Annotated in this window: 24 protein-coding genes; 19 read left to right on the top strand and 5 right to left on the bottom strand. The window is 69.9% G+C overall.

Annotated features, from left to right (window positions below; all coding sequences use genetic code 11):
- The first annotated feature begins 4 nt into the window (after positions 1-4).
- The 5 genes from F8S09_RS10730 to prmC all read left to right on the top strand — a co-directional run bounded on the left by F8S09_RS10730 (position 5) and on the right by prmC (position 3812).
- On the top strand, positions 5-1240 hold the full coding sequence (locus F8S09_RS10730; RefSeq protein ID WP_152871474.1) for an aminopeptidase: 1236 nt from the start codon (positions 5-7) through the stop codon (positions 1238-1240).
- On the top strand, positions 1237-1677 hold the full coding sequence (locus tag F8S09_RS10725; RefSeq protein WP_152871473.1) for a hypothetical protein: 441 nt from the start codon (positions 1237-1239) through the stop codon (positions 1675-1677). The genes F8S09_RS10730 and F8S09_RS10725 overlap by 4 nt, the downstream gene beginning before the upstream one ends.
- Positions 1674-2261, top strand: coding sequence for a peptidylprolyl isomerase (locus F8S09_RS10720; RefSeq protein ID WP_194165309.1), 588 nt, complete (start codon positions 1674-1676; stop codon positions 2259-2261). The genes F8S09_RS10725 and F8S09_RS10720 overlap by 4 nt, the downstream gene beginning before the upstream one ends.
- A gap of 67 nt (positions 2262-2328) precedes the next feature.
- Entirely contained in the window at positions 2329-2919 is a 591-nt protein-coding gene (locus tag F8S09_RS10715; RefSeq protein WP_152871471.1) for a Jag family protein, read from the top strand.
- A gap of 17 nt (positions 2920-2936) precedes the next feature.
- Complete coding sequence (gene prmC, locus F8S09_RS10710; RefSeq protein WP_152871470.1) at positions 2937-3812, top strand: peptide chain release factor N(5)-glutamine methyltransferase; 876 nt, start codon at positions 2937-2939, stop codon at positions 3810-3812.
- On the opposite strand, the gene ribH is transcribed toward prmC, so the two are convergent.
- Positions 3778-4251, bottom strand: coding sequence for a 6,7-dimethyl-8-ribityllumazine synthase (gene ribH, locus F8S09_RS10705; protein WP_152871469.1), 474 nt, complete (start codon positions 4249-4251; stop codon positions 3778-3780). The genes prmC and ribH overlap by 35 nt on opposite strands.
- 262 nt (positions 4252-4513) lie before the next feature.
- Here ribH and purC point away from each other — a divergent pair, with 262 nt between their 5' ends.
- From purC to F8S09_RS10660, 9 genes are read left to right on the top strand one after another with little or no spacing between them, the layout of a single operon-like run.
- A complete protein-coding gene (gene purC, locus F8S09_RS10700) occupies positions 4514-5224 on the top strand; it encodes a phosphoribosylaminoimidazolesuccinocarboxamide synthase (RefSeq protein ID WP_152871468.1) in 711 nt (236 codons plus the stop codon).
- A 29-nt stretch (positions 5225-5253) separates the two neighbouring features.
- Positions 5254-5805 (top strand): SMI1/KNR4 family protein, encoded by a 552-nt coding sequence (locus F8S09_RS10695; protein ID WP_152871467.1) that lies wholly within the window; start codon positions 5254-5256, stop codon positions 5803-5805.
- Positions 5806-5861: 56 nt separating this feature from the next.
- Positions 5862-6113, top strand: a complete 252-nt coding sequence (purS, locus tag F8S09_RS10690; protein WP_322618740.1) for a phosphoribosylformylglycinamidine synthase subunit PurS — start codon at positions 5862-5864, stop codon at positions 6111-6113.
- Positions 6110-6481: a cupin domain-containing protein gene (locus F8S09_RS10685; protein ID WP_152871465.1), complete on the top strand. Its 372-nt coding sequence runs from the start codon at positions 6110-6112 to the stop codon at positions 6479-6481. Before purS ends, F8S09_RS10685 begins: the two co-directional genes overlap by 4 nt.
- Positions 6478-7146 carry a phosphoribosylformylglycinamidine synthase subunit PurQ gene (purQ, locus tag F8S09_RS10680; protein WP_322618739.1) on the top strand — a complete coding sequence of 223 codons (669 nt, stop codon included), beginning with the start codon at positions 6478-6480 and terminating at the stop codon, positions 7144-7146. Before F8S09_RS10685 ends, purQ begins: the two co-directional genes overlap by 4 nt.
- A complete protein-coding gene (purL, locus tag F8S09_RS10675; RefSeq protein ID WP_322618738.1) occupies positions 7143-9383 on the top strand; it encodes a phosphoribosylformylglycinamidine synthase subunit PurL in 2241 nt (746 codons plus the stop codon). The genes purQ and purL overlap by 4 nt, the downstream gene beginning before the upstream one ends.
- The gene (gene purF / locus F8S09_RS10670) at positions 9380-10798 is read left to right on the top strand and encodes an amidophosphoribosyltransferase (protein ID WP_152871464.1); all 1419 of its coding nucleotides are present in this window, start codon (positions 9380-9382) and stop codon (positions 10796-10798) included. The genes purL and purF overlap by 4 nt, the downstream gene beginning before the upstream one ends.
- Positions 10799-10845: 47 nt before the next feature.
- Complete coding sequence (locus tag F8S09_RS10665; protein WP_152871463.1) at positions 10846-11367, top strand: hypothetical protein; 522 nt, start codon at positions 10846-10848, stop codon at positions 11365-11367.
- A 40-nt stretch (positions 11368-11407) separates the two neighbouring features.
- Positions 11408-11608, top strand: a complete 201-nt coding sequence (locus F8S09_RS10660; RefSeq protein WP_152871462.1) for a YwbE family protein — start codon at positions 11408-11410, stop codon at positions 11606-11608.
- Here F8S09_RS10660 and otsB read toward each other — a convergent pair.
- The 3 genes from otsB to F8S09_RS10645 are packed head-to-tail and all read right to left on the bottom strand — an operon-like array spanning position 11605 to position 14490.
- On the bottom strand, positions 11605-12315 hold the full coding sequence (gene otsB / locus F8S09_RS10655; protein WP_152871461.1) for a trehalose-phosphatase: 711 nt from the start codon (positions 12313-12315) through the stop codon (positions 11605-11607). The two genes, F8S09_RS10660 and otsB, sit on opposite strands and share 4 nt — an antisense overlap.
- Positions 12312-13685 carry an alpha,alpha-trehalose-phosphate synthase (UDP-forming) gene (locus F8S09_RS10650; protein WP_322618737.1) on the bottom strand — a complete coding sequence of 458 codons (1374 nt, stop codon included), beginning with the start codon at positions 13683-13685 and terminating at the stop codon, positions 12312-12314. The genes otsB and F8S09_RS10650 overlap by 4 nt, the downstream gene beginning before the upstream one ends.
- Positions 13686-13713: 28 nt before the next feature.
- A complete protein-coding gene (locus F8S09_RS10645) occupies positions 13714-14490 on the bottom strand; it encodes an SDR family oxidoreductase (protein WP_227978629.1) in 777 nt (258 codons plus the stop codon).
- Between the two features lie 235 nt (positions 14491-14725).
- Between F8S09_RS10645 and F8S09_RS10640 the strand changes: the two genes are divergently transcribed.
- Positions 14726-15643, top strand: coding sequence for a manganese catalase family protein (locus tag F8S09_RS10640; RefSeq protein WP_152871458.1), 918 nt, complete (start codon positions 14726-14728; stop codon positions 15641-15643).
- 64 nt (positions 15644-15707) lie between these two features.
- Here the strand turns inward: F8S09_RS10640 and F8S09_RS10635 are convergent, their stop codons facing one another.
- Positions 15708-16586 (bottom strand): SMP-30/gluconolactonase/LRE family protein, encoded by an 879-nt coding sequence (locus F8S09_RS10635; protein WP_152871457.1) that lies wholly within the window; start codon positions 16584-16586, stop codon positions 15708-15710.
- 149 nt (positions 16587-16735) lie between these two features.
- On the opposite strand from F8S09_RS10635, the gene F8S09_RS10630 reads away from it, so the two are divergent.
- The 4 genes from F8S09_RS10630 (at position 16736) to F8S09_RS10615 (ending at position 18886) form a co-directional block, all read left to right on the top strand.
- Positions 16736-17569, top strand: a complete 834-nt coding sequence (locus tag F8S09_RS10630; RefSeq protein ID WP_152871456.1) for an AfsR/SARP family transcriptional regulator — start codon at positions 16736-16738, stop codon at positions 17567-17569.
- A gap of 120 nt (positions 17570-17689) precedes the next feature.
- Positions 17690-18124 (top strand): CBS domain-containing protein, encoded by a 435-nt coding sequence (locus F8S09_RS10625; RefSeq protein WP_227978628.1) that lies wholly within the window; start codon positions 17690-17692, stop codon positions 18122-18124.
- Complete coding sequence (locus F8S09_RS10620) at positions 18121-18309, top strand: hypothetical protein (protein WP_152871455.1); 189 nt, start codon at positions 18121-18123, stop codon at positions 18307-18309. Before F8S09_RS10625 ends, F8S09_RS10620 begins: the two co-directional genes overlap by 4 nt.
- A 1-nt stretch (position 18310) precedes the next feature.
- Complete coding sequence (locus F8S09_RS10615) at positions 18311-18886, top strand: cytochrome c oxidase subunit II (RefSeq protein WP_152871454.1); 576 nt, start codon at positions 18311-18313, stop codon at positions 18884-18886.
- Positions 18887-18888 lie beyond the last annotated feature (2 nt).

Below are 18888 nucleotides of genomic sequence, written 5' to 3'. Positions count from 1 at the left end.
CCCCATGACCCTCTCCTTCGACGACAAGCTCGCCCGCTACGCCGACCTCCTGGTGCGGACGGGCGTGAATCTGCCCCAGGGCGGCAAGTTGCTGGTGCAGGCGCCCATCGAGGCCGCGCCCCTGGTGCGGCTGGTGACGCGGGCGGCGTACCGGGCCGGGGCGGCCGACGTACGCGTGAATTACAACGACGCGCACCTCGGCCTGGCACTGTTCGAGGACGGCAGCGACGAGGCCGTGGATTTCCTGCCCGACTGGCACGCGGCGCAGCGCGAGGCGATGGTTGCGGACGGCTACGCCTCCATTGGCATCGTGGGCGAGGACCCCTCGCTGCTCGCGGGCGCGGACCCCGGCCGCATCGCCCGGCGCTCCAAGCTCCTCGCGCAGGCGATGAAGGCCGTCTCGGAGGCCACCAGCGGCTTTCAGGTTAACTGGACCGTCGCCGCGATGAGCACCCCCGCCTGGGCCGCCCGCGTCTACCCCGAGCTGCCGGGGGCCGAGGCCGTCGCCCGCCTCTGGGACGACATCTTTGCCGTCACGCGGGCCGACCAGCCCGACCCGGTGGCCGCCTGGGACGCGCACCTGGGGCGGCTGGAGCGCCTGACCGCCTACCTCAACGCGAAGCAGTACGCGGCGATTCACTTGCGCTCCGAACTGGGCACCGACCTCACCGTGGGGCTGGCCGAGGTCCACATCTGGCAGGGCGGCGCGGAGACGGCGAAAAATGGCATTCGTGGCGTGCCCAACCTCCCCACCGACGAGGTGTTCACCGCCCCGCACCGCGAGCGGGTGGACGGCGTGGCGGTGGCCTCCAAGCCGCTCTCGGCGCGGGGGCAACTCATCGAGGGCATCCGGGTGCGCTTCGCGGGGGGGAAAGCGGTCGAGGTCAGTGCCGAGAAGGGCGAGGAAACCCTGCGTGGCCTGATCGAGACGGACGAGGGCGCGGCCCGGCTGGGGGAAATCGCCCTGGTCCCGGCGAGCGCCCCCGTGTCGCAGACGGGCACCCTCTTCCTGAACACCCTCTTCGACGAGAACGCGGCCTCGCACATCGCCCTCGGGCGCTGCTACCCCACCAACGTGCAGCACGGCGAGAACCCCGAGGCCCTGCTCGCGGCGGGCGGCAACGATTCTCTGATTCACGTGGACTGGATGATCGGTACCGCCGGGACCGACGTGGACGGCGTGACAGCGGACGGGGGGCGCGAGCCGCTGATGCGCGGGGGGGAGTGGGTGGTGGAGTGAGGGGCCTCGCGGTGGGGTTGGCCCTCAGCACTCTCCTGACCACGGCGGCAGCTCAGACGGCCCCGGCCTCCTGGGACGATCTTCTTCCGCCAGAGGTCCCCACTGCCCCCGCCCGCCTCCTGTCCGAAACCGACACCCTCAACCTCCGGCGGCTCGTGGCGCAAGACGCTCCAGCCAACCTCGTCCTCGCCTTTTACCTGGTGAAGACCGACCCCCTCCTGGGGCCAAGGCTGAATGAGATTGGCTTTGGTACGGAAGGACTTTCCATCGGTTTTGAGCCGCACCCGGACGTAACCCCCGAGAACCTGAGACGGCTGGGGGAACGGCTGGAGGCGGTCGGCATCCGGTATAAGTTCAAGGTGGCGCGGAGCGTGGCTTTGCGGGGGGTGCCGCGTCCGGCGATCCTCTGCTCTACCCCGGTACAATGCTCCCCATGAGTGACTACACCGCGGACGGGTTCCAGGCCACGCCGTACCTGAGCGACGAACGCCAGACCAGCTTTTCCCAGATGCCCGAACTCGGCGACGGCATCGAGCCGGGCAAGGCCTACCGTGCCGTGCTGGAGACGAGCAAGGGCCGGATCGTGATCGACCTGTATTCCGACGACGCACCTATGACCGTCAATTCGTTCGCGTACCTGATCCGGCACCACTATTACGACGGGATCAAGTTCCACCGCGTGATTGACGGCTTCATGGCGCAGGGCGGCGACCCCACCGGCACGGGCACGGGCGGCCCCGGCTACACCTTCGACGACGAGATCAACGGGCAGCGCCACGACGCCAAGGGCGTGCTGAGCATGGCGAACGCGGGGACGCGGATGGGCCAGGGCACCAACGGCTCGCAGTTTTTCATCACCTTCGGACCGACCCCGCACCTTGACGGACGGCACACCGTCTTCGGGCGCGTGGTGGAGGGGCTGGACGTGCTCGACCGCCTCACCCGCATCCAGCCCGGCATGCCCGGCACGCCGGACGTGATCGAGCGGGCCTACCTCGTGGAGAAGAACGCGGAAGGCTAAGCGCACGGGGCTGGGGGGGGTGGGGGCCAGCAGCCTGCCGCCCCCCCTGCTCTGTAGACTGTTTCTCATGGACAACCGCACGAACCTCGACGACTACCTCGCCGGGCTGGGCATCTCGGGCGCGGACGAGACGGAGGCGCCCCCGCCCGCGCCGGAGGTCGCCGCTGGCCCGGTCCCGGTCATGAGCCCCGCCGACGAGGACCCCCGCGCGGTGCTCGACCGCTTTCTGACGGGCCTCGCCGCCCGCATCGACCCCGGCCTTTCGGTCAGCGTGCGCGAGGGTGAAGGCGCTCTGGAAGCCGAGATCACGGGGGAGAATGCCGCCCGGCTCGCGGGCCGCGACGGCCGCACGTTGGGGGCCATCGAGGTGCTGGCGTACACCGTGCTCGCCAAACAGGCGGGCCGCACCGACCTGCGGGTGCGGGTAGACGTGGGCGGCTTCCGCAAACGGCAGGCCGACACGCTGAGCAAACTGGCCGAGCGCCTCGCCGTGCAGGTCGCCAAGAGCGGCGAGGCCCACGAACTCCAGCCCATGCCCGCCGCCGACCGCCGCGTGCTGCACATCGCCCTCAAGGAGCATCCCGACGTGACCACCGAGTCGGTAGGCGAGGGCTCGGCGCGACGACTGATCATCAAGCCCAGGAGCTACGGGGAGTGAGGCGGCTTCCCTAGCCCATGCCGCCCCTCCGCACCTTGCTGACCGAGGCCCGCGAGCGGCTGCGGGCGGCGGGCGTCCCCTCCCCGGAGGCGGACGCCCGCGCCCTCGTCCTGCACGCGCTGGGGTTGACCGGGGCCGCGCTGCTGACCCGTGCGGAGGAGGTGGTGCCGGAGGCCGACGCCGCGCGGCTGCGGGCACTGGTGGAGCGCCGGGCCGCGCGGGTGCCCCTCCAGCACCTGCTGGGCGAGGTCGAGTGGGGCGGCGTGCGGCTGCGGACAGACACGCGGGCGCTGGTGCCCCGCCCCGAAACCGAGTGGCTGCTGCACCTCGCGCTGGTGGCGCTGCGCGGCGTTCCGGCTCCCCGCGTGCTCGACGTCGGCACCGGCACGGGCGCCCTCGCCCTGGGGCTGAAGGCCGCCCGCCCCGACGCCAGCGTCACCGCGACCGACCTCAGCCCGGAGGCGCTGGCCCTGGCCCGCGAGAATGCCGCGCTGAACGGGCTGGACGTGGCCTTCGCGTCGGGCAGTCTGCTCGCGGGGTTGCCCGGCCCCTTCGACCTCGTGCTCAGCAATCCGCCCTACCTCCCCGATGGGGACCGCGCCGAGGCTGACCCGGAGGTGAGGTACGACCCCGACCTCGCCCTCTACGCGGGACCGGACGGGCTGGACGTGGCGCGGCCCCTCGCAGCGCAGGCGGGGGCGGCGCTGGCGCCGGGGGGCCTCCTGCTCCTCGAACTCGACCCCCGCAATGCTCCCACCCTGGCTGGGGACTTGCGGGCGCAGGGCTGGGAGGCCGAAGTCCTGCCCGACCTCACCGGACGCGAGCGCTTCGTGCGGGCTTCTCCCCCGCCCCCCGGAGTCAGCCCCGCTCAGGAATCTGGCGCAGCAGGTTGACGGTCTCGATCATGGCTAGGACGGCCTCGCCGCCCTTGTTCCCCGCCTTTGTCCCTGCCCGCTCGATGGCCTGCTCGGTGGTGTCGGTGGTCAGCACCCCGAAGGCGATGGGCACGCCCGTGTGCAGCATCGAGTTCAGGATGCCGTTGGTGGCCGCCCCCGCCACGAATTCGTAGTGGTCAGTCGCCCCCTTGATGACGGCCCCCAGGCAGATCACCGCGTCGTAGCGCCCGCTTTCGGCCAGCCGCCGGGCGACGAGCGGCACCTCGAAGGAGCCGGGCACGAGGTAGTGGTCAAGGTCGGCGCTGTCCCCGCCATGCTGCACGAAGGCCGTCTGTGCCCCCTCCACCAGCCGGTCCACGATGAAGTGATTCCAGCGCGTGCTGACGATGGCGAACTTGAGTCCGGTGGCGATCAGGGTGGCCTCGGTGCGGTTCATGGGGGGCATTGTGCCGCGTCCGCGCGGCGGGGACGGCTGACCCAGGCGGCTTTACGTGGTGTTAAGGTGGAGTACGGCAGCCCCCGGCTGCGTCCCCTCTCCTCTTTTCCTTCCACCCGCGTCCCGCGAGACGCCCCGTGCCCCCAGGCGCGGTAAGCCCGCCCGAGAGGCGGCGATGGAGGCCCCATGATCAGCCATACCCAGCCCACGAGCGTTCTCCTGATTGCCGTGAGTCGCTCGCGTCTCCTTTTGGAGTTCCGGCATGAAGCTTGAGCAGCGCTACGAGGGCAAGGCCAAACGGGTCTACGCGACCGCCAACCCGCACGAGTACGTCGTGGAGTACAAGGACGACGCGACCGCCTTCAACGGCGTGAAAAAGGCCCAGGTTGCGGGCAAGGGCGAGATCAACAACGCGATCACGGCGCACCTCTACCCCCTGCTGGAAGGGGCCGGGATTCCGACGCACTTTCTGGAGCGGCTCTCGGGGCGCGAGCAGCGGGTGCGGGCGGTGGAGATCATCCCCGTCGAGGTGATCGTGCGGAACGTGGCCGCCGGGAGCTTTTGCAAACGGCTGGGGCTGGAGGAGGGGACGCCGCTCTCGCGCCCCGTCGTCGAGTACTGCCTCAAGTCCGACGCGCTGGGCGACCCCCTGGTCAACACGGACACGGCGGTCGCGCTGGGCTGGGCGACCCAGGAGGAATTGCGGCGCATCCGTGAGCTGAGCCTGAACGTGCGCGACTTCCTGGTGCCCTATTTCGAGGCACGCGGCATCCGCCTGATCGACTTCAAGCTGGAGTTCGGCCGCACCCACGACGGTCAGGTCGTCCTGGCCGACGAGATCAGCCCCGACACCTGCCGCTTCTGGGACGCTGAGACGGGTGAGAAGCTCGACAAGGACCGCTTCCGCCGCGATCTGGGCGGGGTAGAGGACGCCTATGCCGAAATGCTGCGCCGCGTGACGGCCCCCGCCTGAGCACCGCTCGGACTTCCAAGGACCAGACCATGAGCGTTCCGCAGACCCTGCCCTTTGACGAAGCTTTCGTGCTCGCCCGCCTCGCGGACAAGGCGGGGCGAGAACCCGGCCAAGCTGACCGGTACGTGCTGGAGCCGAAGCTGTCCGCGCGTGAGGTGCAGGGCCTCGAGGCGCAGCACGGTTTCGAGTTCCCGGCCGACTACCGCCTCTTCCTGACGACCATCGGGGGGGGCGGCGCCGGTCCCCACCACGGGCTCTGGTCTGCACAGAGCGCGGCGGCGGCTGGCGTGGGACAGCGCTTTGTCCCGCTGAGCGACGAGGACGACGGCGGCGGCTACCTCCTGCTCTCCGAGTACGGCTGCGGCAACCTGTCCGTTCTGGTGGTGGCGGGGGAAGAACGCGGGCACGTCTTTGACTTTCTTGACGGCCTCTGGGTGCCGTGGCTGCCGGATGAGGAATTCCGGGCGGCCCTGGCGTCATGGGGCAATTCCCCCGCTCTGCTCGACGAGTTGAACCAGCACCACGCGCTCGTCCAGAAAAGGTCGTTCGGGGAATGGTACCTGGACTGGCTCAGGTGCTAACCCTCTCCGAACCGCCGCTCCCCGGACAACGCCCACCCACTCCAAGGAGTTCCCCCGTGCCCACCTACCACGCCAAAGTCTTCGTCACCCTCAAGCCGTCCATCCTCGACCCGCAGGGCCGCACCGTCGAGCGGGCACTGTCGCACCTGGACCACACCAACGTCTCGGGCGTGCGCGTGGGCAAGCTGATCGAACTGACCCTCACGGGCGAGCGCCCCGAGGTCGAGGCGCAACTCGCGGACATCACGCGGGACGTGCTGAGTAACCCCATCATGGAGGATGCCCGCTGGGAGCTGGAGGAGGCATGACCACCCCCCAGCCTGTCAATCTGGAGCAGAAGTTCGGCCTCTTTGCCGAGGCGTGGAGTCCCAAGATCGTGGGAGAGCTGAACGGTCAGCAGGTCAAGCTCGCCAAGTTCCGGGACGAGTTCATCTGGCACGCCCACGAGCATGAGGACGAACTGTTTCTCGTCGTGCGGGGAACGATGCGAATGGGCTTCCGCGACCGCGAGGTGCGGGTGCGCGAGGGCGAATTCCTGATCGTGCCGCGCGGCGTGGAGCACTGCCCCGCTGCCGAGGGCGAGGAGACGTGGGTGATGCTGCTGGAACCCGCCTCGACCGTGAACACCGGGACGGCAGGCGGCGAGCGCACCGTGACCGAGTTGGAGCGCCTGTGAGGACCGCCGTCATCCAGTTTCCCGGCTCCAACTGCGACGCCGACGCCCTGCACGCCGCCCGCCTGACCCTCGACCCCGAGGCGCGGTTCGTGTGGCACACCGAAGCCGGGCTGCCGGAGGGCACCGAGCTGGTGTTCCTGCCGGGCGGCTTTTCCTACGGTGACCACCTCCGCTCGGGCGCGATTGCCGCCCGCAGCCCGATCATGGAGGCAGTCAAGGCGCACGCCGAGCGCGGCGGCTTTGTGCTGGGCGTGTGCAACGGCTTTCAGGTGCTGACCGAAGCGGGGCTGCTGCCCGGAGCGCTGTCGCGCAACCGCGACCTGCACTTCCACTGCGCCCCGGTCCACCTGCGGGTGGAGAACGCGCACACGGCCTTCACGGGGGCCTATGACCAGGGCCAGACCCTCGAAATCCCCATCGCGCACGGCGAGGGCAACTACTACGCCGACCCGGAGACGGTCGCCCGGCTGGAGGCCGAGGGCCGCGTCGTGTTCCGCTACGTGGACAACCCCAACGGCTCGCTGAACGACATCGCCGGAATCGTAAACGAGGGCGGCAACGTGCTGGGCATGATGCCCCACCCCGAGCGGGCGGTCGAGCCGTTGCTGGGGAGCGAGGACGGGCGGGGAATTTTTGAGAGCTTGAAAGGGGCGCTGGTCAAGTGACGCAGGTGAACTCTCTCCGCCCCCAAGCTGCCACCTTCGGCCTCACTGAAGGCGAATATGACCTCCTCGTCTCCGGCATCGGGCGCGAGCCTAACGCGCTGGAGGCTGCCATCGTGGGCGCGATGTGGTCCGAGCACTGCGGGTACAAAAACTCGCGGCCCCTCTTTTCGGCCTTTCCCACGACCGGGCCGCAGGTGCTGCAAGGCCCCGGCGAGAACGCGGGCGTGGTGGATATCGGGGAGGGATGGGGCGTGGCCTTCAAGATGGAGAGCCACAACCACCCCTCGGCGGTGGAACCCGTACAGGGCGCGGCGACGGGCGTGGGCGGCATCCTGCGCGACATCTTTGCGATGGGAGCGCGGCCCTTCGCCGTGCTGGACTCGCTCCGGTTCGGCAACCCCGACTCGCCCCGCACCCGCTTTCTGGTGAACGGCGTGGTGGAGGGCATCAGTCACTACGGCAACGCGATCGGCGTGCCCACGGTGGGCGGCGAGGTGACCTTTCACCCGTCGTATCAGGAAAATCCCCTGGTCAACGTGATGGCCCTGGGCCTGCTGCGGCACGAGGACCTCGCCAAAGGGACGATGGGCGAGGTCGGCAACCAGATCGTGTATGTCGGCTCCAAGACCGGGCGCGACGGACTAGGCGGCGCGGTCTTCGCGTCGGCGGACCTCAGTGACGCCTCGCAGGCCGACCGCCCCGCCGTGCAGGTGGGCGACCCCTTCATGGAAAAACTGCTGCTGGAGGCCACCCTGGAGGCCATCGAGGCCGGGCTGGTCGCGGGCGTGCAGGACATGGGGGCAGCGGGGCTGGTGTCCAGCACTTGCGAGATGGCCTACCGCGCCGGGCTGGGCATCACGATGGACCTCGACCTGGTGCCCACCCGCGAAGAAGGCATGGTGCCGATGGAGCTGTGCCTGTCCGAGTCGCAGGAGCGGATGATTCTGGTCCCCGTGCCGGGCCGGGAACAGGAACTGCTCGACCTGCTCGCCAAGTGGGAACTCGACGTGGTGACCATCGGGGAGGTGGAGGCCCACGACCGCTACCGCCTGACGTGGCGCGGCGAGGTGGTGTGCGACCTGCCCGTCGCCCTGCTGAACGAGGCGCCCAAGTACACCCGCGAGGGCGTGGAACTGGAAGAAATCAAAGCCAAGCGCGAGCGCGACCTGAGCGGCGTGCCCGTGCCCGGCGACCTCGGCGCGGTGCTGGTGGACCTGCTCTCGCACCCCACGATCGCCTCCAAGCGGCCCATCTTCGAGCGGTACGACCATCAGGTCATGACGAACACGGTGGTCGTGCCGGGCGCGGCCGACGCCGCCGTGCTGCGGGTCAAGGGGAGCGGAATGGGTGTGGCCGCGACCTCGGACTGCAACCCGCGCTTCGTGTATCTCGACCCGTATGCGGGGGCCGCCGCCGCCGTCGCAGAAGCTGCTCGCAACCTCGCCTGCGTGGGGGCGACGCCGCTGGCGATCACCGACAACCTCAATTTCGGCAATCCGCATGAGCCGGGCGTGTACTTCCAGCTTCAGCAGGCCGTGCAGGGCATCGCGGACGCGTGCCGGGCGCTGAATACCCCGGTCACGGGCGGGAATGTCAGCCTGTACAACCAGTATGCGGAAGGTGATCACAAGGTCGCCATCCACCCCACGCCGACGATCGGCATGGTGGGCGTGCTCCCCGACGTGACCGTGCGGGCGACGCTGGACCTGAAGCCGGGGCCGCACGTCCTCTACCTGCTGGGCGAGCACGCGACCACCATCGGCGCCTCGCAGTACCTCGAAACCGTGCATGGGCTGGAGGCGGGGCGGGTGCCGGACCTCGACCTGGGGCTGGAGGCAAAGGTCATCGCCGGGACGCTGGCCCTGATCCGCGCCGGGCTGACGACCACCGCGCACGACTGCTCGGAGGGCGGGCTGGCGGTGGCCCTCGCGGAAATGGCGATTGCAGGTGGGCAGGGCCTGAAGGTCGAGCTGAAGGCCCCGGAAGGGGTGCGACCGGACGCCCTGCTGTTCGGGGAGGCGCACAGCCGGGTGATCGTGGCCGTCCCGGTGGGCCACGAGCAGGCCGCGCAGGACACGCTGGAGAGCCTGGGCGTGCCCTTCACGGCGCTGGGCGAGAGCCTGCCGGGCAGTGACCGGGTGACCATTGCGGTGAGCGGGGCGAACGTACAGTTGAGCGTGAACCTTGAGACGCTGAGGACCGCCCATGAGTCGCCGTTGCGGGAGATTCTGAGATGATCTTCGACCCGGCGACCGACAAGCCGCAGGACGAGTGCGGCGTGTTCGGGCTGTACTCGCCCACCCCCAACGACCTCGCGTGGCTGACCTACCTGGGCCTCTTCGCCCTGCAACACCGGGGGCAGGAGGCGGCGGGCATGTGCGTCAGCGACGGCGACCGCTTCCACGTGGACAAGGACCTGGGGCTGGTCACGCAGGTCTTCGACGAGCGGCGGCTCGACGGCCTGCGGTTGCCCAACGCCCGCGTGAGCATCGGGCACGTGCGTTACTCGACCACCGGATCGAACCTGCGCTTCAACGCGCAGCCGCTCACCACCCGCACGAACAAGGGCATTCTGGGGCTGGCGCACAACGGCAACTTCGTGAATGCCCGCGAGGTCCGCAGCGGAATGCTGATGGAAGGCGCCCTCTTCCAGACCACCAACGACTCCGAGGTCATGCTCAACCTGATCGCCCGCGAGTCGCACATGGATTTGGTCGAAGCGACCGCCAGCGCCATGAAGGAGCTGAAGGGCGGCTATGCCTGCGTGCTGATGAGCCGCACCCAGCTCCTCGGCTTCCGCGACCCGCACGGCGTCCGGCCGCTGGTGATCGGGCAGCGCGACGACGGCGCTTGGGTGCTCGCCTCCGAACCCTGCGCCCTGTACGCGGTCGGCGCCCGGCTGATCCGGGACGTGCAACCGGGTGAACTCGTGTGGTTCGACCGGGAAGGGCTGCACTCGCTGATGGTGGAACCGAAGCGGCCCACCCCCTGCTCCTTCGAGTGGATCTACTTTGCCCGCAGCGACGGCGAACTCGACGGCGTGGACATCCACGAGAGCCGCCTGCGGATGGGCGCCCAACTGGCCCGCGAGAAGCCCATCGAGGCCGACATCGTGGTCCCCGTGCCCGACTCCGGCATCGGCGCGGCCATCGGGTACGCCCGCGAGAGCGGCATCCCCTTCGACTACGGCCTGTACAAGAATCCCTACGCGGGCCGCACCTTTATCGCCCCCACCCAGGAGGCGAGGGAGCTGAAGGTCAAGATGAAGCTCTCGCCGACCAGCGCGGTGCGGGGCCGCCGGGTCGTGCTGGTGGACGACTCCATCGTGCGCGGCACCACCAGCCGCCAGATCGTGAACCTGCTGCGCGAGGCGGGCGCCACCGAGGTCCACTTCCGCGTCTCCAGCCCGCCCATCACGCACCCGTGCTTCTACGGCATCGACACCGCCGCCCGCAAGGAGCTCGTCGCCAGCACCCACAGCATTGAGGAAATCCGGGCGCTGATCGGCGCCGACACCCTCGCCTTTATCAGCGAGCGCGGGCTGCGGGAGGCCATCGGCGGCTCTGGCCTGTGCGGGGCCTGCTTTACCGGGGAGTATCCGGCGGGGACACCGCTTCTGAACGATGTGGACAAGCTGGCGCTGGAGGTTTGAGGAGTCGCAACGCCATGCGCCCTGCGACATCAACCTCGAACCCGCCTATGCCTGTCTCCTCCTTCGACCTTCCCCCCACTTCCCCCGACCTCCGCCCCGCCCTCGCCCGCATCCACCCTCCCCCTGACGCCCGCCTCTCCTGCATCTGGGCAGCCGATTCCCAGCCCGACGGGTGGGAGGACGTGCCACCCAGCGTGCGGGCGTGGTGGCTGTCCCTTATTTCCGAGCTGCTGAGCGGGTCGGGTTGGGGCCGCGTGGTGCTGGTGCAGGACGCGGGGTATCGGTGGTTCCGAATGCGCTACACGGTGCAGGAGGCCACGCCCGAGCGGGTGCTGGCAGCGGTGGAGGGGGACCACGGGGCGCCCTCGTCGGCCGGGTCATTCACGCTGGCGTGGGGGGCGAGCGTAGAGCGCGGGCGCGTGAGCTGCCGGGGCGCGGCGTTCAGCGTGGGGGACCAACTTGGGGTATGCCTGTACGCGGTGCCGGATGATCTGGAACGGCTGGAGGCGTGGGGCCTCTCCTTCGAGACGGAAGCCGCCCGACGAACCTTCGAGGCGAACGAGTGGTAAGTGAGTGGGGCGGGTACCCACTCTCCCCTATCCTCCCCCCATGCCCCCCTCCCGTTCCCAGATTCGCCCCGGCCTCACCGTGGACATCGTGCAGAAGCAGGACCAGGCCACGGGCAAACTCACGCGCGGCGTGGTGGCGGCGCTGCTCACCAAGTCGCCCACCCACCCGCACGGCATCAAGGTGCGGCTGACCTCCGGGCAGGTGGGCCGGGTGCAGGCGGTGGTCGGCGCGGAGAGTTAAGCGCCCGCCCAGGCCCGCAGCAGCGCTACCACGTCGGCGGGGCTGCCCACCCGGTACTCGGCGGCGGTGTCGCCCTCGCCCACCTTGACCGTCACGCCGCCCAGCGCCCGGAGGCGCACGAAGCCTTCCTCGTCGGTCACGTCGTCGCCCAGAAAGACGGGGAGGTGCCCAGGGTGCATCCCCGCCAGCCGCTCCGCCGCGCGGCCCTTGCCGAAGCCGCCGGGCCGGAACTCGCGCACCTTCTTCCCGGCGATGGCCTCCCAGCCGGGGGGAAGGGGGATGGCGGCGAGCGCGGCCTCCACGTCGGGCTGCCGCTCTTCGGGCACCTCGCGGAAGTGGACGGCCAGGGTCCAGCCCTTGTCCTCGGCCCGCAGGCCGGGCACGGCGGGCAGGTGCGCGGCGAGGTGCCGCAGGGCCCCGGAGTCGGCGGGGGCGATGGGCTCGCCGGGCCATTCCATCCCGTGCAGGCCGACCACCGGGAGGTCGGGGAGGGTCAGGAACCGGTGGACCTGTTCGGCCAGGCGCCCGGTCACGACGGCGGCGCGGTGCCGTTTCTCAGCAAGCAGCCGCGCCAGCGCCTCCCGCGCTCCGGGCTCGGGCCACGCCTCCTCCGGGCGGGGGACGATGGGGGCCAGGGTGCCGTCGTAGTCGGCCAGGACGAGGAGGGGACGCTCGCCCAGGGACAGCAGATCGGGAGGCAGGCTCATGCGCCGGTCAACTCCGCCACGAAGCCGTCTGCCCAGGCCCGCAGGTCGCTGCCGCGTAACCGCTCTTGCAACCGGGTCAAGCGGGCCTTCTTTTCCTCCAGCGACATGCCCAGCGCCTGATTGAGCGCCTCGGCCAGTCCGGTGGGGTTGTAGGGATTGACCTGCACGGCTTCGGGCAGTTCGTCGGCGGCCCCGGCGAAGCGCGAGAGCACCAGCACCCCGTCGCGCGAGCAGGCCAGGAATTCCTTGGCGACGAGGTTCAGGCCGTCGCGCAGGGGCGTGACCAGCATCACGTCAGCGGCGCGGTAGTGGGCGACCAGTTCCTCCCGGCCCATGCCCCGGTACACGTACTGGATGGGCGCCCAGCCTCCCTGCGTGTGCCTGCCGTTGATGCGCCCCACCAGCCCCTCCACCCGCGAGCGCAGTTGGCGGTAGGACTCGACCTGCTCGCGGCTGGGCACCGCGATCTGGAGCAACGTCACCCGGCCCCGCGCCTCCGGGTGGCGGTCCAGAAAGTCGCCGAAGGCTTCCAGCCGCTCGGGAATCCCCTTGGTGTAGTCCAGACGGTCCACCCCCAGCAGCAGCTGGGTTTGCAGGGTGCGCCGGATGCGGTCAGCGGCCTCCTCGATCTCGGGGCTGGAGGCGAGGGCCCCGTACTCGTCCACCTCGATCCCGATGGGGCGGTCCACCACCCGCACCGCGCGGCCCTGCCAGTGCACCGTGTCGCCCTCCGTCTCCGCGCCCAGCACCCGGCGGCAGGCCGAGAGAAAGTGACGCACGTACTCGGGCGTATGCATTCCGATCAGGTCAGCCCCCAGCAGGCCCTCCAGCAGTTCGCGGTCCCAGGGCAGGGTGCGGAAGACCTCAGAGGACGGCCAGGGGATATGCCAGAACAAGCCGATGCGGGCGTCCGAGCGCGATTCGCGGATCAGCCGGGGCACCAGCGCGAGCTGGTAGTCGTGGACCCAGACCGGGTCGCCCGGCTCCCGGCTCTCCAGCACCGTCCGCGCGAAGCGGCGGTTGACCTCCACATACGTCTGCCACTGCGCCGAGAGGTACTTCGTCCGCTCGATGAAATAGTGACTCATGGGCCACAGCGCCCGGTTGGAAAAGCCGTGGTAATAGTCGCGCACCTCGGCCTCGGAGAGCTGGACACGCTTCAGGCGGTAGCGGGGGTCGCCCTGGGGCAAGGCGACCTCCTCCACCTCGGCCTGCCCCTCGCCCCAGGCGATCCAGGTGCCGCCCACCCGCCGCAGCACCGGGTCGAGGGCGGCGGTCAGGCCCCCGATGGAGGGCCGCCAGGTCAGTTGTCCGTCCTCGCCCTTCCTCGGCGCGTAGGGTTCACGGTTGGAAACGACGATCAAGCCCACGGTGGTCCTTTCGGGAAGGCGGGGGGAGTCAGCGCAGCAGCGACGCCCCACCGTCCACGTAGATCTCGACGCCCGAGACGTGGCGGCTGAGGTCCGACGCGAGGAAAAGGCAAGTATCTGCCACGTCCACGGGTTCGCCCTCGCCCTCGTTCAGCGCGGGGCTGCCCTCGGGCAGCTCGACCTCGATGCCCAGCTTCTCGGTGTCCCGGTGCTCGGTGCGTTCCTGAATGTTGGTGTGGATCAGCCCCGGACAGACCGCGTTGCAGCGGATGTTGTCGCGGCCAAGTTCCAGCGCGATCATCTTCGTAAAGGCCACCTGCCCCGCCTTGGAGGTGCTGTAGGCGCTCGCGCCGGGGCTGGAGAAGGTGCGGTTGCCGTTCACGCTGCTCGTCACGATGATGCTGCCGCCGCCCGCCCGCTTGAGGTGCGGCACCGCGAAGTGAACGGTGAGGTACGTGCCCCGAAGGTTGATGGCGATGGTCTGGTCCCATTCCTCGGGTTGAAGCTCGTCAATCGGTGCCCACACCCCGTTGACCCCGGCGTTGGCGAACACGATGTCGAGCCGCCCGAAGGCCTGCACGCCCGCCTCCACCGCCTCCCGCACCGAGTCGGCGTCCGACACGTCGCAGTGGACATAGAGGGCCTGTCCACCCGCCCCGGTGATCTCGTCCAGGACCTGCTGGCCTTCCCTGTCCTGCACGTCGGCCAGCACCACGCGGGCGCCCTCCTGCGCGAACCGCCGCGCCGTGCCCGCCCCGATGCCACTTGCCGCGCCTGTGATGAAGGCGACTTTGCCGTCCAACATGCCCATACCGCACCTCCTGTCGTCGGCGGCACAGTACGCCCGCGCCGGGGCCGCGCCGCTGATAGCCGGGTTAAGGCAGGTTGCCGGACGACAGCCCGGTGCCCCTCTGGGCCGCACTTGCCCCCTTGTGACGGTCTTTACATGGTGGGGTGACTCACGTCTGCCCCCCGGCCTGCCCCGTCAGATGGGAGGGTCAGCCCCGCGTTCCCCGCTTCTGCGCCTCCGGAGGGTTTCCATGTTTCTACGTATCGACAAGCTGCAGTTCGATCTCCCGCTCCCCAAGGAAGCCAACCCCAACGGCGCCGCCGCCGTGCAGGAGCTGATGGGCGGGCGCTTCGGCGAGATGTCCACCCTGATGAACTACATGACCCAGTCGTTCAACTTCCGGGGCAAGGACACGCTGCGGCCCTACTATGAGCTGATCGCCAACATCGGCGCCGAGGAACTGGGGCACGTCGAACTCGTGGCGGCCACCATCAACAGCCTGCTCGCCGGGCCGGACGTGAAAGCGCAGGAGGCCCCAGTCGACCCCACCACCCACCCCTTCTCCTACGCGCAGGACGTGCGCTACGCCAAGCACTTCATCGCGGCGGGACCGGGCGCGATGATCGCGGACTCGCACGGCAAGGCGTGGACGGGCGACTACGTGTATTCCAGCGGAAATCTGATGCTGGACCTGACCCACAACTTCTTCCTGGAGGGGGCGGCGCGGCACAACAAGCTGCGCGTCTACGAGATGGTGGACGACCCCACCGCCAAGGCGCTCGTGGGCTACCTGCTCGTGCGCGGCGGCGTGCACCAGATCGCCTACGCCAAGGCGCTGGAGTCGCTCTCGGGCGTGAACATGGAAAAGCTGCTCCCCATGCCCAACATCCCCACGGCCCTCATCCCCGAGTCCAAGCGGATCATCGACCAGGGCATCCACCGCAAGCTCTACCGCTTCAGCGACACCGACTTCACCCAGCTCGGCACGATCTGGCAGGGCACCCACCCGGAAGACGGCTCGGAGGTCTTCGTGGACGAGTACACCGCCATCGAGGGCGGCGCGAACGTGGACGGCGGCCACGACTCGGCGGCCTTCTCGCCCGAGTGGGACATGGGCGAGATCATGGAGATCGCCAAGAAGCTGCACGACAAGGCCCGGTTGCGCTGAGGCGAGCGGGGACAGGGGAGGGACGGGGCGCGTGGCTCCGTCCCTTCCGCGTTGAAGGGTCGTGTCAGCCCAGCCCGCGCACCCGCGTCGGCACGTGGTACAACCCCGTGCTCGCCGTGATGTAGAGGTCCGTTCCCTCCGGCCCCCCGAAACACAGGTTGGCGACCGTCTCAGGCACAGCGATGCGGCCCAACTCTTCGCCTTCCGGCGACAGGACATGCACCCCGTCCCCCGCGCTGCTCCAGACCCGCCCCGCCTCGTCCACCCGCAGGCCGTCGGTCTTGCCGGGGCGAACGGTGGCCCAGACCCGCTCGTGGGTTGCCCCGCCGTCCGGGGTGATCCGGTAGGCGTGGATATGGCCGTCCTCCTTGCCCGTGTCGGCCAGCAGCAGGAGGCCGGGCGACGGGAAGGCGAGGCCGTTGGGCATCTTCCGGTTGCGGATGGGGGCAGTCAGGGTGCCGTCCGGCGCGAGGCGGTAGACGAAGTTGCCGGGCTGCTCCTTCTCGCCTCCGTAGCCCTCTTCGGGCTTGTCGAGGCCGTAGGTGGGATCGGTGAACCACAGGCTGCCGTCCGGGTGCAGGGCCACGTCATTGGGACTGTTCAGGCGGCGGCCCTCAAACCGGTCGGCGAGGACGGTCCACTCCCCACCCACCTCCTGACGCAGCAGCGCCCGCTGGCCGTGCGAGCAGGCGACGAGTCGGCCCTGAGCGTCCAGGCAATGCCCATTCTGGTGGTCGCTGGGGTGCAGTTCCTCCTCCAGTGCGCCCGCGTCCGTCCAGCGCCAGGTGCGGTTCTGGCGCACGTCGCTGAAGATCACGGCGCGGCGCGAGGGCACGTAGGTTGGCCCCTCCGCCCAGGTGAAGCCCCCGGCGAGGCGGGTCACGCGGGCCTGCGCCGGAAACAGATCGGGGAACTCGGGGTGGGCGGGGTGCAGGTCGCTCATGGGGCCATGCTGCGCGAGCGGCCCGGTCGGCGCAAGAGTGAGGGGAATGGTACAGTCGGGGCCAGTTCATCCCCCCGGCCCTGCCTGCCCAACTGGGACACCTGCCTTCCCCACAAGGCGCATCCTGTTCGTGAAGGGAGTCACGAGAGATGACGAGCCCACGTTCTGCCCCCCCTGCCCTCCACCTGCGTACGCTCGGTGACGCCCAGGTCACCGTGAACGGACAGCCGCTGACTTGGCCCGCCCGCAGCGCCGAAGAACTGCTGTGGTACCTCCACGCCCACCCCGACGGAGCCTACCGCGCCGACCTGCTGGCCGACCTGTGGGGTCTGGATGACGGCCCGGCGGCCGCCAACCGCTTCCGGGTGGCGCTGCACCGCCTGCGTACCGCCCTGGGCCGCTCCGACGCGGTGGCCGAGGTGCGCGGACGTTACCTGCTTCACCCCGAGCTGCTGGCCGCCAGCGACACCGCGATCCTGCAAGGCGGGATGGAAGCTGCCGCCCGTGCCAAGGACGATGCGGAACGCGAAGAGGCGCTGCGCCGGGCCTTGTCGTGCGTGGACGGCGAGTACCTGCCGCATGTCCGCGCCGAGTGGGTCGAGGAAGCGCGGCTGTACTGGCGCTCCTTGCGGGTGCGGGCTTACGTGGCGCTCTCCACCCTGCACTGCCTGCGCCGCGAGTGCCCGCTCGCCGTGCAGGCGCTGGGGCAGGCGGTAGGGGCCGACCCCTACATCGGGGAAGACCACCACCAGCGGCTGATGACCTGCCTCGCGCAGACGCGCGGGCGGTTCGAGGCGGTCGAGCACTACCGCCGCTACCGCCGCTTCCTGCGCGACGAGGTGGGCGACACGCCCATGCCCGACACCGTGCTGCTGGCCGAGCGCCTCAAGGCCGGGGAGCTGCTGTGCCGCGAGGCCGAGGAAGCCGAGCAGCAGCGCCGTGCGCCCCTGCTGAGCGCCCTGCGGGGGCCGGAAGTCCACTGATAAGGCAAGCCGCGAGGCACTCTGGCCCCTGCCCCCGGCGGGGGCGTTCCGGGTGACCCTCCCCATCAGTAATGACCCTGTAATGGCAGGCCGACACCCTCCTCGGAAGGAGGTTTCGCCTTGCTTGTTTCCGAATTGATGGCCCATCCCCCCGTTTGCGCCGCGCCGGACCTGAGTGTTCCGGACGCGGCCCACCTCCTTCGCCAGCACGGGATTCGCCGCCTGCCCGTGGTGGACGGCGAGGCGCTGGTCGGCATCGTGACCGACCGGGACCTGCGCGAGACCATGCCCGGCCGCGTGACCACCCTGAGCATGTGGGAGGCGACCACCCAACTGGCCGGGATTCGCGTCTCCGACGTGATGCGCCGCAGCGTGATCACGACCACCCCCGACGCCGACGCCCGCGACGTGGCCCGCACCCTGCTGGAGCGCCGCATCGGCGGGATGCCGGTGGTGGGGGAGCGCGGCGAGGTGGTCGGCATGGTCACGGTGACCGACCTGCTGCGCGACTACGCCGGGCAGACCCAGGCCCGCACCCAGGAGCAGACCGCATGACCACACCCCCTCCCCGGCCCGACCGCACTCCGCAGGCCCAGGCCCAAGCGCAGGACGCGGCCCACGACTCCCACTCCCGCCCCAGCGTGGTCCCCATCGGCACCCTGCTGGTGGTGGCCGTCCTGGTGCTCACCCTCATCTGGATGTGGATGCTGGTCCTCGGCATTCAGCAGGGACGGGGCTGAGATGGCCCGCTCCCCCGCCCCCGCGCCCCGGCTGGAACACCACACCCTGGAGCTGTACGAGAACATCTGGTTCGGTATCGCCGTCGTGATGGCGCTGCTGCTCTTCGTCTCGGCCCTCGCCAGCTTCGTCAGCGGCACCTACACCGCCATCGAAGGCACCGGCGGCGGCCACCACATCACCGGGGTGGACAATGGCCGCCTCGATCCGCGCAACCTCGCCGCCACGCCCTTTGCCGAGCCGGGGTTGCGCGAGAATCCCGACGGCACGCTGGAGGCCTTTGTGGTCGCCCGCGCCTTCGCCTTCCAGCCCGCCGCGCTGCGCGTGCCCGCCGGGCGCCCGGTGACCATCCACGTCACCTCAGCCGACGTGATGCACGGCTATCAGGTCGAAGGCACCAACATCAACGCGACGGCGATTCCAGGACAGGTGGCGAGCTTCACCACGACCTTCCGGCGCCCCGGCACCCTCAGCCTGATCTGCAACGAGTACTGCGGCACCGGCCACCACAACATGATCAACAGTGTGATCGTGGAGGCCCCCGAGACGCAGGCCCGCGCCCAGGACCAAACGGAGTAACC

It is taken from the genome of Deinococcus terrestris, assembly GCF_009377345.1.
Lineage (GTDB): Bacteria > Deinococcota > Deinococci > Deinococcales > Deinococcaceae > Deinococcus > Deinococcus terrestris.
The sequence above is the reverse complement of the archived record's forward strand: the minus strand, read 5'-3'. Positions and strand labels throughout refer to the sequence as shown.

What these genes read in the sequence shown, in the direction of transcription:
- F8S09_RS10730 (WP_152871474.1), top strand. Translation starts at nt 5, where the DNA reads ATGACCCTCTCCTTCGACGACAAGCTCGCCCGCTACGCCGACCTCCTG.
- F8S09_RS10720 (WP_194165309.1), top strand. Translation starts at nt 1,674, where the DNA reads ATGAGTGACTACACCGCGGACGGGTTCCAGGCCACGCCGTACCTGAGC.
- F8S09_RS10715 (WP_152871471.1), top strand. Translation starts at nt 2,329, where the DNA reads ATGGACAACCGCACGAACCTCGACGACTACCTCGCCGGGCTGGGCATC.
- prmC (WP_152871470.1), top strand. Translation starts at nt 2,937, where the DNA reads ATGCCGCCCCTCCGCACCTTGCTGACCGAGGCCCGCGAGCGGCTGCGG.
- ribH (WP_152871469.1), bottom strand. Translation starts at nt 4,251, where the DNA reads ATGAACCGCACCGAGGCCACCCTGATCGCCACCGGACTCAAGTTCGCC.
- purC (WP_152871468.1), top strand. Translation starts at nt 4,514, where the DNA reads ATGAAGCTTGAGCAGCGCTACGAGGGCAAGGCCAAACGGGTCTACGCG.
- F8S09_RS10695 (WP_152871467.1), top strand. Translation starts at nt 5,254, where the DNA reads ATGAGCGTTCCGCAGACCCTGCCCTTTGACGAAGCTTTCGTGCTCGCC.
- F8S09_RS10685 (WP_152871465.1), top strand. Translation starts at nt 6,110, where the DNA reads ATGACCACCCCCCAGCCTGTCAATCTGGAGCAGAAGTTCGGCCTCTTT.
- purF (WP_152871464.1), top strand. Translation starts at nt 9,380, where the DNA reads ATGATCTTCGACCCGGCGACCGACAAGCCGCAGGACGAGTGCGGCGTG.
- F8S09_RS10665 (WP_152871463.1), top strand. Translation starts at nt 10,846, where the DNA reads ATGCCTGTCTCCTCCTTCGACCTTCCCCCCACTTCCCCCGACCTCCGC.
- F8S09_RS10660 (WP_152871462.1), top strand. Translation starts at nt 11,408, where the DNA reads ATGCCCCCCTCCCGTTCCCAGATTCGCCCCGGCCTCACCGTGGACATC.
- otsB (WP_152871461.1), bottom strand. Translation starts at nt 12,315, where the DNA reads ATGAGCCTGCCTCCCGATCTGCTGTCCCTGGGCGAGCGTCCCCTCCTC.
- F8S09_RS10645 (WP_227978629.1), bottom strand. Translation starts at nt 14,490, where the DNA reads ATGTTGGACGGCAAAGTCGCCTTCATCACAGGCGCGGCAAGTGGCATC.
- F8S09_RS10640 (WP_152871458.1), top strand. Translation starts at nt 14,726, where the DNA reads ATGTTTCTACGTATCGACAAGCTGCAGTTCGATCTCCCGCTCCCCAAG.
- F8S09_RS10635 (WP_152871457.1), bottom strand. Translation starts at nt 16,586, where the DNA reads ATGAGCGACCTGCACCCCGCCCACCCCGAGTTCCCCGATCTGTTTCCG.
- F8S09_RS10630 (WP_152871456.1), top strand. Translation starts at nt 16,736, where the DNA reads ATGACGAGCCCACGTTCTGCCCCCCCTGCCCTCCACCTGCGTACGCTC.
- F8S09_RS10620 (WP_152871455.1), top strand. Translation starts at nt 18,121, where the DNA reads ATGACCACACCCCCTCCCCGGCCCGACCGCACTCCGCAGGCCCAGGCC.
- F8S09_RS10615 (WP_152871454.1), top strand. Translation starts at nt 18,311, where the DNA reads ATGGCCCGCTCCCCCGCCCCCGCGCCCCGGCTGGAACACCACACCCTG.